The organism is Pseudomonas sp. P5_B2 (assembly GCF_056400445.1).
Genome location: NZ_JBFULH010000104.1, coordinates 1 through 12309, shown reverse-complemented (window position 1 = coordinate 12309; position 12309 = coordinate 1). Strand labels below are relative to the sequence as shown.

Here is a 12309-nt window from a genome sequence, read left to right as displayed (position 1 = left end):
TGGTCGCGTCTGGCGCCGACCAAGCGCAAAGCCACCATGATCCGTTTCGCCGGCCTGTTGAAGCAAAACGCCGAAGAGCTGGCGCTGCTTGAGACCCTGGACATGGGCAAGCCGATCAGCGATTCCCTTTACATCGACGTTCCCGGCGCGGCGCAAGCCCTGAGCTGGAGCGGCGAAGCCATCGACAAGATCTACGACGAAGTCGCCGCCACCCCGCATGATCAGTTGGGTCTGGTGACCCGCGAGCCGGTTGGTGTCGTGGGCGCCATCGTGCCGTGGAACTTCCCATTGATGATGGCCTGCTGGAAACTCGGGCCTGCGCTGTCCACCGGTAACTCGGTAATCCTCAAGCCGTCGGAAAAATCCCCCCTGACCGCCATTCGCATCGCTGCGCTGGCCGTTGAAGCCGGCATTCCGAAAGGCGTGCTGAACGTGCTGCCGGGTTACGGCCACACAGTCGGCAAGGCTCTGGCCCTGCACAACGATGTCGATACCCTGGTGTTCACCGGTTCGACCAAGATCGCCAAGCAGCTGCTGATCTACTCGGGCGAGTCGAACATGAAGCGGGTCTGGCTCGAAGCCGGCGGCAAGAGCCCGAACATCGTGTTCGCCGATGCCCCGGACCTGCAAGCCGCTGCCGAAGCAGCTGCCGGTGCCATCGCCTTTAACCAGGGCGAAGTCTGCACCGCCGGTTCGCGTCTGTTGGTCGAGCGTTCGATCAAGGATAAATTCCTGCCGCTGGTGATCGAGGCCCTGAAAACCTGGAAGCCGGGCAACCCGCTGGACCCGGCGACCAACGTCGGCGCGCTGGTCGATACCCAGCAGATGAACACGGTGCTGTCTTACATCGAGTCGGGCCATGCCGACGGTGCCAAACTGGTGGTCGGTGGCAAGCGCACGCTTCAGGAAACGGGCGGCACGTATGTTGAGCCGACGATTTTCGACGGGGTGAACAATGCGATGAAAATCGCTCAGGAAGAAATCTTTGGCCCGGTGTTGTCGGTCATCGCTTTCGACACCGCCGAAGAAGCCGTGGCGATTGCCAACGACACGCCGTACGGCCTCGCAGCAGCAGTGTGGACCAAGGACATTTCCAAGGCCCACCTGACCGCCCGTGCGCTGCGTGCCGGTAGCGTCTGGGTCAACCAGTACGATGGCGGCGACATGACCGCGCCGTTCGGTGGCTTCAAGCAGTCCGGTAACGGCCGCGACAAGTCGCTGCACGCTTTCGACAAGTACACCGAACTGAAGGCGACCTGGATCAAGTTGTAAGTCGGTTTTCTTGACGACGTAGATCCCCTGTGGGAGCGGGCTTGCTCGCGAAGACGCCGTAACAGCCAACGATGATGTTGGATGTGATGGCCTCTTCGCGAGCAGGCTCGCTCCCACATTTGGTTTGTGGTGTGCCGAAAAAATAATATCCACAGGAGCGTGGAACATGCGTTGGGCGACTTATTTCGCCGTGTTGGCGTCTGTCTTGAGTGTCGGGCTGGCCTTGGGCGTCAGCATGCCGCTGGTGTCGTTTCGCCTGGAAAGCTGGGGTTATGGCTCGTTCGCTATCGGCGTAATGGCCGCGATGCCGGCCATTGGCGTGTTGCTGGGTGCGAAGATCTCCAGTCATTTAGCCGCGCGTCTGGGCACGGCCAATCTGATGCGCCTGTGCCTGTGGGCTGGGGCGTTGTCCATCGGCTTGCTAGCGCTGATGCCGAGCTATCCGATCTGGCTGCTGTTGCGGCTGATGATCGGAGTGATCCTGACGCTGGTGTTCATTCTGGGTGAAAGCTGGATCAACCAGCTTGTGGTCGAACAGTGGCGCGGGCGACTGGTGGCGCTGTATGGCTGCAGTTATGCGCTGAGCCAGCTCGCCGGGCCTGTGCTGCTGGGTGTGCTGGGCACTGAACACGATTACGGATTTTGGGTGGGTGTCGGCTTGTTGATGACGGCGCCGTTGCTGTTGTTAGGTCGCAGCGGCGCGCCCACTAGCGAAGCGAGTAGCGTGACGTTTGGCGATTTGTGGGTTTTCTGCCGTGGCCTGCCGGCGATTGCCTGGGCGGTGTCGCTGTTCGCCGCATTCGAAGCCATGATTCTGACCTTGTTGCCGGTGTATTGCCTGCGTCAGGGCTTCACCACGGAAATTGCCCTGGCGATGGTCAGTACCGTGGTGGTCGGTGACGCGTTGCTGCAATTGCCAATTGGTGCGCTGGCGGATCGATTGTCACGGCGCACGCTGTTCACGGGCTGTGCAGTGGTCTTGCTGCTGTCGAGCCTGGCGATCCCGTTATTGATCGACACGCTGCTGATCTGGCCGTTGTGGGTGCTGTTTGGTGCCAGTGCTGGCGGCTTGTTTACCTTGTCGCTGATACTGATCGGCGAACGTTATCGCGACGATGCGCTGGTGCGCGCCAATGCCCATGTCGCGCAGCTATGGGGGATCGGTTGCCTGGTTGGCCCGTTGGCGGCGGGAGCGGGGAGCCAATGGATCAGCGGGCATGCGTTGCCGTTGCTGATGGCTGCCGGTGCGTTTGGTTTGGTGATTCTGCTGATGCGCCAAGGTGCGTTTGGAGCAGTGCAGCCGGCCTAAAGGTGAACACCAACCTGTGGTGCGCGGCTTTTGTGGCGAGGGGGCTTGCCCCCGTTCGGCTGCGCAGCAGTCGCAAAATCAACCAGCGCAGTGACCCAGACAGAATGCAATGGCAGTGTTTAGCACTGCTACGCAGCGCAACGGGGGCAGCCCCCTCACCACAAAGGCTCACTCCTACAGAGGTTTTTATCGTCTGCTAGAGCATTCGTTCCAGGCCGACGGTGGTGCTCATCCATGCATTGAAGCGCCGCCACCAGCTCCCCGGTTCCTTGGTCAGCGTATGCAGCTTGCCGTCGTCTTCGGTGACCCAAACCACCTTGCCATCCTCCAGTTTCGCCTCATAGCTCAACGGCGGCGCCATGCCCTGCATCGCCAGGTCTCGCACATGCGCGGCCAGCTCGGGGCTGTCAACCAGCACCCCGACTTCGGTGTTCCACAGCACTGAGCGCGGATCGAAATTGAACGAGCCAACGAAGGACTTTTGCTGGTCGAAGATCATCGCCTTGCTGTGCAGGCTGGAGTCGGAGCCTTGGTAAGTGGAGCGTCCGAAAAAGTGCGGCCCACTGCCTCCGCCTTTTCCTGGTTGGCGCCGCAGTTCGAACAACTTCACGCCGTGTTCCAGCAGCGCCTTGCGATACGGCGCATAGCCGCCATGCACGGCGGGAACGTCGGTGGCCTCCAGTGAGTTGGTCAGCAAACTCACGGATACCCCGGCATCGGCGCGCCCGGTCAGGTACACCAGGCCCGGCTGGCCGGGGACGAAGTAGGCCGAGGTCATGATCAGCTCTTTGCTCACGCCGTTTAGCTCGGGTGCCAATTGCGTCGTCAGCAACAAATGCGGGTCCGGCTCGCCGTCGGCCAGCACCTTGCTCGGTGCATCCCACAACGCCTGACCCCAGGCCCAGATCAATTCTCGACGCCAGATGTCCAGGCGCGGGTGCGTCTTGAAGGTCATCAGTTGTTGATACAGCGCATGGTTTTGTTTGCGCGTGTCAGCGAGCGATTGCTCCAGGCGGGACCGGGTGTCTCGCAGGTCCTGGGCCGTCGGTTTACTGGACAGGAATTGTTCGATCGGTTTGCTCAGGGCGCTGTTCCAGTACTGATCGAAGCTCTGCCCCAGTTGTTCGGCCACTGGGCCGATGCCGAGCATGTCGATGTCGGTGAAGTTCATGTTGGGCTCGGCATCGAAATACTCGTCGCCCAGATTACGCCCGCCCACGATCGCCATGCTGTTGTCCGCCAGCCACAGCTTGTTGTGCATGCGCCGGTGTTGTTGCGACAGGTTAAACAGGCGGCCCATGGTGCGCGTCACGCCGGTGCTCCGACCCAGGTGCAACGGGTTGAACACGCGGATCTGGATGTGCGGGTGTGCAGCGAGGGTGGCGATGACCTCATCCTGGCCATCGCTGGTGGTGTCGTCCAGCAGCACCCTGACGCGCACGCCGCGATCAGCCGCTTTGAGCAGTTCCTCCACCAGCATCCGCGTGCTGATGCCGTCATGCACGATGTAGTACTGCAAGTCGAGGCTGCTTTGCGCGTTGCGGATCAATTCGGCGCGGGCGGTGAAGGCTTCGGTGCTGTCGGACAGCAGGCGAAAGCCCGACCGGCCCTCATGAGGCGCGGCCTGCGCCTGGACCGACCGGCCAAATGCCGAGTCGCTGGCGGGTAGCGCCTGACTCGGCTGGCGCTGAACGTCGACGCTGGCGCAGCCGCTGAGGAACGAGGCGAATAGCAGAAGAGCGAGCAGGGGCTGTCTGACTCTCAAGTGGGATCGTTCCGATTGGCGGCAGGTGTCGGCATATGGACGCTGGTTTCCCGAGAAAAGTCAGTGGGTTTCCGCTAACAGCTTGATCGCCGCCGCACCGACTTTGCGCACTGCTTCTTCAATCTGCGGCGTTGGCTTGGCAGCGTAGTTCATGCGCAGGCAGTTGCGGTATTTGCCAGAGGCGGAAAAGATACTGCCGACGGCAATCTGTACGCCCTGATCATGCAGGGCACGGTTCAGTTTCAGGGTGTCGAAGCCTTCTGGCAGCTCAACCCACAGCATGAAGCTGCCTTGTGGGCGACTGGCGCGAGTGCCGGCCGGGAAGTAGCGTGTAACCCAGTCAATCATCATGTCGCGATTACGCTGGTATTGCGTGCGCATCCGCCGCAAATGGGGCTCGAAATGCCCGGACTTGAGAAATTCGGCAATCGCGATTTGCGGTTGCGGGGCGGTGGAGCCGGTGCTGATGTATTTCATGTGCAGCACCCGTTCCAGATACCGGCCGGGTGCTACCCAGCCGATGCGTAATCCGGGGGCAAGGGTCTTGGAAAACGAACTGCACAGCAGGACCCGACCGTCTTCGTCGAAGGATTTGATCGTGCGCGGGCGCGGGTAGGTGTAGGCCAGCTCTCCATACACATCATCTTCAATAATCGCCACGTCGAAACGCTGTGCGAGCGTCAATAACGCGCGTTTGCGCGACTCCGGCATGATGTAGCCCAGCGGGTTGTTGCAGTTGGGGGTCAACTGTATGACTTTGATCGGCCACTGCTCCAGGGCCAGTTCCAGCGCATCGAGGCTGATGCCAGTGAGCGGGTCCGTGGGAATCTCCAGCGCTTTCATGCCCAGCCCCTTGAGGGTTTGCATGGCGCCGTGAAAACTCGGCGAGTCCACTGCCACGATGTCTCCCGGCTCGCAAATCGCCCGGATGCTGGTGGACAGCGCTTCATGGCACCCAGTGGTCACCACCAGATCGCTGGCGCTCAACTGGCAACCGGAATCGAGCATCAGGCGTGCGATCTGCTCGCGCAGTTCGAGGGTGCCGTGGATATTGTCGTAATACAGACCGGGCATGTCCTGGCGGCGGCTGATACGCGCCAGGTTGCGCAGCAGTGGTTTCATGGTTGGCGTAGTGATGTCCGGCATGCCGCGCCCCAGTTGCACCACATCCTTGCGTGGCACCGCGCGAATCAGTTCCAGCACCTGGTCCCATTGCGAAATATCGACAGGTCGCTGGGCCGGACGGCCAATGGCCGGCAGCTCCGGCAGTTCGCGACCCACCGGCACGAAGTAGCCCGACTTGGGTTTTGGCGTCGCCAGGCCACTGTCTTCCAGAACGCGATAGGCCTGCTGCACGGTGCTCAGGCTGACCCCATGTTCGACACTCAGTGCCCGCACCGAGGGCAGCCGGTCACCGGGGCGATAGAAGCCCTGTTCGATACGCGTCCCGAGCAATTCGGCGAGGTTGACGTAAAGGGTCATGGCGCAGTCTCGGTGTGGGTGATTCGGTAAACCAATACAGATCTGGCAAAAAATCAGGATTCAGACGTTGAAACGCAAAATCTGTATGGAATTAATACTTGCTTGTTGAATCTGTAATGCTTTTCGTCGTCCACGCATCATGAAAGCTCTGGCTACCCAAGTAAACAGGAGCAATCAAAATGAACGGCTTGAGCGATGTGCGGCTGACGTTACACAGTCAGGAACTGGTGAGAGGGCAGGACAACGGTGCACGTGATGTGCAGATGCGCAACGCGCCGTCCGGCCTGAGTCGCTGGGGTCTGTTCTGGCATCGTCTGCACACCCGCAAGGCGTTGCTGGCACTGACGCCGGAGCAGCTCAGGGATGTGGGGCTGACGCGGGAACAGGCGCGGGAGGAGGGGCTTAAGCCTTTCTGGAGGATCTGAGTTCTGTGGTGCTCTCTAAATCCATTCGCGAGCAAGCCCGCTCCCACATTTAACCGTGTTCCTCCAGCAGGAATGCGATCGAATGTGGGAGCGGGCTTGCTCGCGAAGGCGTCCGAAAGTGCGACATCAACCCCTCAGACCAACTCTTTAAGCCGATGCCAAAGCATCCCCAACGCCAATAGAGGCGAGCGCAAATGCTTCCCGCCCGGAAAGGTAATGTGCGGCACCTTGGCAAACAGATCGAATCCCCCACCCTGCTGCCCACTGATCGCCTCAGCCAGCAACTTGCCCGCCAGATGCGTGGCATTCACCCCGTGACCGGAATAGGCCTGGGCGTAATACACATTCGGCTGGTCTTTAAGCCGGCCGATCTGCGGCAACCGGTTGGCGCCGATGCCGATCATCCCGCCCCATTGATAGTCGATCTTCACCGCGCCCAATTGCGGGAAGACTTCCAGCATCTTCGGCCGCATGTACGCGGCGATGTCTTTCGGATCGCGGCCTGAATAGTGACAGGCGCCACCAAACAGCAAGCGTCGGTCTGCCGAGAGTCGGTAGTAATCCAGTGCCACGCGCTGATCGCAGACCGCCATGTTCTGCGGCAGCAGCGAGTGAGCCAGCTCTTTGCTCAAGGGCTCGGTGGCAATGATATAGCTGCCGGCAGGCAGCACTTTGCCGCTGAGTTCGGGGTTGAGTTCGTTGAGGTAGGCGTTGCAGCCAAGCACCAGCGTCTTCGCGCGGACCGAGCCGTGGGCCGTGTGGACTTTGATCTCGGGGCCGTAATCGATGCGGGTGACCGCCGATTGTTCGAACAGCAGGGCCCCCATTTCCTCGGCCGCCGCCGCTTCGCCCAGCGCCAGGTTCAGCGGATGCAGATGCCCCGAGCCCATGTCGATCAGGCCGCCGACGTAACGGTCGGAACCCACCACCGAGTGCATTTCATGGGCTTGCAGCAGCCGGGTTTCATAACGGTAACCGAGGCTGCGCAGCTCCTCGGCGTCTTCGGCGAAGCCTTCGAGTTCGCGGGGCTTGTTGGCCAGGTCGCAGTATCCCCAGGTCAGGTCGCAGGGGATCTGAAACCGCTCGACGCGCTGCCGGACGATTTCCACGGCCTCAAGGCCCATGAGTTTCATCTGGCGTACGCCGTCGGTACCGATCACATTGGCGAATTGATCCAGGCCATGACCGACACCCCGAATCAACTGCCCGCCATTGCGTCCGCTGGCGCCCCAGCCGATCTTGTGGGCTTCGAGCAGGATGACACTCAAGCCGCGTTCAGCCAGTTCGAGTGCTGTGTTGAGCCCGGAGAACCCGCCGCCGACCACGCATACTTCCGCCAACAGATCACCTCTGAGCACCGGATAGTCGGGCTGCGGCAGGCTGCTGGCGGCGTAATAAGAGGCAATGTGCTGGTGGCTTGGAACGGATTGCTGAGCACGGGCGTTCATGTGCGTGTTCCCGATTCTGGCGTCTGGAAAATTTGACGGAGCATAAGCCGGACCTTCGGATGCGGGCAACATTGGTCGGCTGCTGCTGTATGGATCGGCGCCTTTGCTTCAGAATCGCGCTCTATTCCGCTTTTGGTCACCGCTTCAATGAGCTGCAACAGCCAGAAAATCCGCACGCTACGACAGCAGATCCCCTCGTTCGAGTGTGTGCCCGGCTGCCATGACTGCTGTGGGCCGGTCACCACTTCACCAGAAGAAATGTCGCGCCTGCCGCGCAAGACGCGCGCCGAGCAGGATGCGGCGATGGATGAGCTCAATTGCGTTCATCTGGGGCCCAATGGCTGCACGGTGTACGACGAGCGCCCGCTGATTTGCCGGTTGTTTGGCACCACCAAGACCTTGCCATGCCCGAATGGGCGGGGGCCGGTGGAGCTGATTCATCCCCGGGTGGAGAAGCAGATTCATGAGTACATGGCGTCGACCCGGCAGGTCCTGGTCTAGAAGGCCGAGGCGCGGCCTCCGCGAGCAAGCCCGCTCCCACATTCGATCGCAATCCTGCTGGAGGAACACGGTTAAATGAGGGAGCGGGCTTGCTCGCGAAGGGGCCGGATCAGGCTCCACAAACCCTCAATCCGGAATCGGCAAACTCAAGCTCTCTTTCACCTCTTCCATCACGATGTAGCTCTTGGATTCGCGCACATGCGGCAGCTTGAGCAAAATGTCCCCCAGCAATTTGCGGTACGAGGCCATCTCGGAAATCCGTGCCTTCACCAGATAGTCGAAATCCCCTGATACCAAGTGGCATTCCAGTACGTGGGGCAGTTTCAGCACTGCGCGTCGGAACTCTTCGAAGGTATCGCCGGATTTGTAGTCAAGGCTGATCTCGACAAACACCAGCAGACTACCCTTCAGGTGCTGCGGATTGAGCCGGGCGTTGTAGCCCATGATGATCCCTTCCCGCTCCAGGCGCCGCACCCGCTCAGTGCACGGCGTGGTGGAGAGCCCGACCTTTTCCCCCAGCTCCGTAAAGGAGATGCGTCCGTCCGCTTGCAGGATCCGCAGGATGTTTCGGTCGATCTTGTCCAGCTCTCGCTTGGTCTGTGTGTTGGTACGCATAGGGGATGYGCCTCCGTGAAAAGGGTTTTTGCCGAGAATTGTCGCCAAATATAGCTGCTTATATAGTGAAAAACACTGGCAGAACTTTTTTACACTGCGCACATCACTGTTTGAATACAACACACGTCAGCGGTCAGCCGCGATGAGGGATATGAAATGCGCGTTATGGTCTTGGGTAGCGGCGTCATCGGTACCGCCAGTGCTTACTATCTGGCTCGGGCCGGGTTTGAAGTAGTGGTCGTGGACCGTCAGCCGGCTGCTGCCATGGAGACCAGTTTCGCCAACGCCGGGCAGGTTTCGCCGGGTTATGCCTCGCCGTGGGCGGCGCCGGGTGTGCCGCTCAAGGCCATCAAGTGGTTGTTGCAGCGCCACGCACCGTTGGCGATCAAGGCCACTGCCGACATCGACCAGTACTTGTGGATGGCACAGATGCTGCGCAACTGTACCGCCAGCCGTTACGCGGTGAACAAGGAGCGCATGGTCCGTCTGTCCGAGTACAGCCGTGACTGCCTCGACGAATTGCGCGCCGAAACCGGYATTGCCTACGAAGGCCGCAGCCTCGGCACGACCCAACTGTTCCGCACCCAGGCTCAACTGGACGGCGCCGCGAAAGACATCGCGGTACTGAAAGAGTCCGGCGTACCGTTTGAACTCCTCGACCGCGCCGGCATTGCCCGCGTTGAGCCGGCGCTGGCCAGTGTTACCGACATCCTCGCCGGTGCCTTGCGCCTGCCGAACGATCAGACCGGCGACTGCCAGATGTTCACCACCCGTTTGGCCGAAATGGCTGTGAAACTGGGTGTGGAATTCCGCTTCGGCCAAGACATTCAGAAACTCGACTACGCCGGTGATCGCATCAACGGCGTGTGGATCGACGGCAAGCTGGAAACCGCGGATCGCTACGTGCTGGCACTTGGCAGCTACTCGCCGCAACTGCTCAAGCCGCTGGGTATCAAGGCGCCGGTGTACCCGCTCAAGGGTTACTCGCTGACCGTGCCGATCACTAACGCGGCCATGGCCCCGACCTCGACGATTCTTGACGAGACCTACAAGGTCGCGATCACCCGTTTCGACAACCGCATTCGCGTCGGCGGCATGGCTGAAATCGCCGGTTTTGACCTGTCGCTGAACCCGCGTCGGCGCGAAACCCTGGAGATGATCGTCAACGACCTTTATCCTCAGGGCGGCGACCTGGGCCAGGCAAGCTTCTGGACCGGCCTGCGTCCGACCACCCCGGACGGCACGCCGATCGTTGGCGCGACACCGTTCAAGAATCTGTTCCTGAACACCGGTCACGGCACACTCGGCTGGACCATGGCCTGTGGCTCCGGTCGCTTGTTGGCTGACCTGATGGCGAAAAGAACGCCGCAGATCAGCGCCGAAGGCCTCGATATTTCCCGTTATGGCAGCAAACCCCAGGAGTCCGCAAAGCATGGCAATCCAGCGCCAGCTCACCAATGAGCGCATGAGTCAGATCGTCAGCCACAACGGCACTGTGTATCTGGCAGGGCAGGTCGGCGATGATATGAACGCCGGGATTGAACAACAGACCCGTGAAACCCTCGCCAATATCGAGCGTTTGCTCGATCAGGCGGGCACCGACAAGAATCACTTGTTGTCGGTAACGATTTATCTGAAAGACATCGACGCACATTTCGATGGCATGAACGCCGTCTGGGACAAGTGGCTGCCAAAAGGCGGGGCCCCGGCCCGTGCGACCGTTGAGTCGAAGCTGTGCGAACCGGAAATTCTGGTTGAGCTGTCGGTTGTGGCCGCTCTGCCATAATTGATTCAGCAAGATCCCTCTGCCGGTGCTGTTGGCGGTTCACGCCGCCAGCCAGCGCCGGTTTTTTAATTCCCATGACCGCCTAGAAGTCTGCCGCCATGCGTCCAGCCCGTGCCCTGATCGACCTTCAAGCCCTGCGTCAAAACTACCGGATCGCCCGTGAACTCACCGGGGCCAAGGCCCTTGCGGTGATCAAGGCCGATGCCTACGGCCATGGCGCGGTGCGTTGCGCCCAAGCGCTGGAAGCCGAGGCCGACGGGTTTGCCGTGGCCTGCATCGAAGAAGCGCTGGAGCTGCGCGCGGCGGGTATTCGGGCGCCGGTATTGCTGCTCGAAGGATTCTTCGAAGCCGATGAGTTGTCGCTGATCGTCGAGCACGATTTCTGGTGCGTGGTGCATTCGCTATGGCAACTCGAAGCCATCGAAAAGGCCACGCTGAGCAAGCCAATCACCGTCTGGCTCAAGCTCGATTCAGGCATGCACCGCGTCGGCCTGCATCCAAAGGATTATCAGGAAGCCTATCAACGGCTCTTGGGCAGCGGCAAGGTCGCTAAAGTTGTGCTAATGAGCCACTTTGCCCGCGCCGATGAGCTGCACGAACAGTCCAGCGCTGAGCAGGTCGCGGTATTCGAAGCCGCGCGTAAAGGCTTGTCGGCGGAAGTCAGCTTGCGCAATTCGCCAGCTGTTTTGGGTTGGCCGCAGATCCCGAGTGATTGGGTTCGCCCTGGCATCATGCTGTATGGCGCGACGCCGTTCGAAGAAGCCAACACCGTGGCGGCTCGCCTGCAACCGGTGATGACTTTGGAATCGAAAGTGATTTGTGTGCGTGAACTGCCGGCCGGCGAACCCATTGGTTACGGCGCCCGGTTCATTACGCCCAAGCCGATGCGTGTTGGCGTAGTCGCCATGGGTTATGCCGACGGTTACCCGCGTCACGCGCCAACCGGTACGCCGCTCTTGGTCGCCGGGCAACGCAGCCAGTTGATCGGCCGGGTGTCGATGGACATGCTCTGCATCGACCTGACCGACGTGCCGCAAGCCGGTCTCGGTTCGACCGTCGAGTTATGGGGTAAAAACATCCTTGCCAGCGAAGTGGCGGCGGCGGCGGACACGATTCCTTACCAGATTTTCTGCAACCTGCGCCGGGTGCCACTGCTCTATTCCGAGGGCTGACAGCCTACGGTCCACACCGAAAGTCGCCTCGCCTCACAGGATTCAGGTCCAAGTGTTGTAAATACTGAACGCTGTCGCCATGATAACGCTCAATATTCCAACAATCTGAATCCCTGGAGGCGCTAGCATTGGACGTCGGTGAACGACTGCAATCCATCCGTAAGCTCAAAGGCCTTTCGCAGCGTGAGCTCGCCAAGCGCGCGGGTGTCACCAACAGCACGATTTCGATGATCGAGAAGAACAGCGTCAGCCCCTCGATCAGTTCGCTGCGCAAAGTACTGGGCGGGATTCCCATGTCCATGGTCGAGTTCTTTTCTGAGGAAATCCTTCAGGAAAAACCGACGCAGATCGTCTACAAGGCCAACGAGCTGATCGATATTTCCGATGGTGCCGTGACCATGAAACTGGTCGGTCGGGCTCATCCGAGCCGGGCCATCGCTTTTCTGAATGAAATCTACCCGCCAGGCGCCGACACCGGTGACGAGATGCTCACCCATGAGGGCGAGGAAACCGGCATTTTGGTGGAAGGTCGAC

At 60.4% G+C, this 12309-nt stretch carries 12 protein-coding genes; 8 read left to right on the top strand and 4 right to left on the bottom strand.

Annotation, left to right across the window (positions count from 1 at the left end; genetic code table 11):
- Both AC1DRJ_RS11665 and AC1DRJ_RS11660 read left to right on the top strand, forming a co-directional pair.
- Positions 1-1272 (top strand): aldehyde dehydrogenase (locus AC1DRJ_RS11665; RefSeq protein WP_477802272.1); only part of this gene is annotated, 1272 nt, incomplete at its 5' end.
- 166 nt (positions 1273-1438) lie between these two features.
- The gene (locus AC1DRJ_RS11660) at positions 1439-2581 is read left to right on the top strand and encodes an MFS transporter (RefSeq protein WP_477802271.1); all 1143 of its coding nucleotides are present in this window, start codon (positions 1439-1441) and stop codon (positions 2579-2581) included.
- Positions 2582-2777: 196 nt separating this feature from the next.
- Here AC1DRJ_RS11660 and AC1DRJ_RS11655 read toward each other — a convergent pair whose 3' ends face one another.
- Positions 2778-4346: a phospholipase D family protein gene (locus AC1DRJ_RS11655; RefSeq protein WP_477802270.1), complete on the bottom strand. Its 1569-nt coding sequence runs from the start codon at positions 4344-4346 to the stop codon at positions 2778-2780.
- Between the two features lie 60 nt (positions 4347-4406).
- Positions 4407-5828: an aminotransferase-like domain-containing protein gene (locus AC1DRJ_RS11650; protein WP_477802269.1), complete on the bottom strand. Its 1422-nt coding sequence runs from the start codon at positions 5826-5828 to the stop codon at positions 4407-4409.
- 179 nt (positions 5829-6007) lie between these two features.
- On the opposite strand from AC1DRJ_RS11650, the gene AC1DRJ_RS11645 reads away from it, so the two are divergent.
- Positions 6008-6253 carry a DUF1127 domain-containing protein gene (locus tag AC1DRJ_RS11645; protein ID WP_477802268.1) on the top strand — a complete coding sequence of 82 codons (246 nt, stop codon included), beginning with the start codon at positions 6008-6010 and terminating at the stop codon, positions 6251-6253.
- Positions 6254-6387: 134 nt separating this feature from the next.
- On the opposite strand, the gene AC1DRJ_RS11640 is transcribed toward AC1DRJ_RS11645, so the two are convergent.
- Entirely contained in the window at positions 6388-7701 is a 1314-nt protein-coding gene (locus AC1DRJ_RS11640) for an NAD(P)/FAD-dependent oxidoreductase (RefSeq protein ID WP_477802267.1), read from the bottom strand.
- A 147-nt stretch (positions 7702-7848) separates the two neighbouring features.
- On the opposite strand from AC1DRJ_RS11640, the gene AC1DRJ_RS11635 reads away from it, so the two are divergent.
- Positions 7849-8202, top strand: coding sequence for a YkgJ family cysteine cluster protein (locus tag AC1DRJ_RS11635; protein ID WP_007947437.1), 354 nt, complete (start codon positions 7849-7851; stop codon positions 8200-8202).
- Between the two features lie 126 nt (positions 8203-8328).
- Here AC1DRJ_RS11635 and AC1DRJ_RS11630 read toward each other — a convergent pair whose 3' ends face one another.
- Positions 8329-8817 carry an Lrp/AsnC ligand binding domain-containing protein gene (locus AC1DRJ_RS11630; protein WP_003177284.1) on the bottom strand — a complete coding sequence of 163 codons (489 nt, stop codon included), beginning with the start codon at positions 8815-8817 and terminating at the stop codon, positions 8329-8331.
- Between the two features lie 156 nt (positions 8818-8973).
- Between AC1DRJ_RS11630 and dadA the strand changes: the two genes are divergently transcribed.
- The 4 genes from dadA to AC1DRJ_RS11610 all read left to right on the top strand — a co-directional run.
- Positions 8974-10278: a D-amino acid dehydrogenase gene (dadA, locus tag AC1DRJ_RS11625; protein ID WP_477802266.1), complete on the top strand. Its 1305-nt coding sequence runs from the start codon at positions 8974-8976 to the stop codon at positions 10276-10278.
- Positions 10250-10603, top strand: coding sequence for a RidA family protein (locus AC1DRJ_RS11620; RefSeq protein ID WP_477802265.1), 354 nt, complete (start codon positions 10250-10252; stop codon positions 10601-10603). Before dadA ends, AC1DRJ_RS11620 begins: the two co-directional genes overlap by 29 nt.
- Before the next feature lie 98 nt (positions 10604-10701).
- The gene (gene alr / locus AC1DRJ_RS11615; RefSeq protein ID WP_477802264.1) at positions 10702-11775 is read left to right on the top strand and encodes an alanine racemase; all 1074 of its coding nucleotides are present in this window, start codon (positions 10702-10704) and stop codon (positions 11773-11775) included.
- Positions 11776-11903: 128 nt separating this feature from the next.
- Positions 11904-12309, top strand: a 406-nt coding sequence (locus tag AC1DRJ_RS11610) for a helix-turn-helix domain-containing protein (RefSeq protein WP_477802263.1), incomplete at its 3' end; no start/stop codon positions are given.

Excerpts from the sequence above, each read along its gene's own strand:
- AC1DRJ_RS11660 (WP_477802271.1), top strand. The coding sequence starts at position 1,439 with ATGCGTTGGGCGACTTATTTCGCCGTGTTGGCGTCTGTCTTGAGTGTC.
- AC1DRJ_RS11650 (WP_477802269.1), bottom strand. The coding sequence starts at position 5,828 with ATGACCCTTTACGTCAACCTCGCCGAATTGCTCGGGACGCGTATCGAA.
- AC1DRJ_RS11645 (WP_477802268.1), top strand. The coding sequence starts at position 6,008 with ATGAACGGCTTGAGCGATGTGCGGCTGACGTTACACAGTCAGGAACTG.
- AC1DRJ_RS11640 (WP_477802267.1), bottom strand. The coding sequence starts at position 7,701 with ATGAACGCCCGTGCTCAGCAATCCGTTCCAAGCCACCAGCACATTGCC.
- AC1DRJ_RS11635 (WP_007947437.1), top strand. The coding sequence starts at position 7,849 with ATGAGCTGCAACAGCCAGAAAATCCGCACGCTACGACAGCAGATCCCC.
- AC1DRJ_RS11630 (WP_003177284.1), bottom strand. The coding sequence starts at position 8,817 with ATGCGTACCAACACACAGACCAAGCGAGAGCTGGACAAGATCGACCGA.
- AC1DRJ_RS11620 (WP_477802265.1), top strand. The coding sequence starts at position 10,250 with ATGGCAATCCAGCGCCAGCTCACCAATGAGCGCATGAGTCAGATCGTC.
- alr (WP_477802264.1), top strand. The coding sequence starts at position 10,702 with ATGCGTCCAGCCCGTGCCCTGATCGACCTTCAAGCCCTGCGTCAAAAC.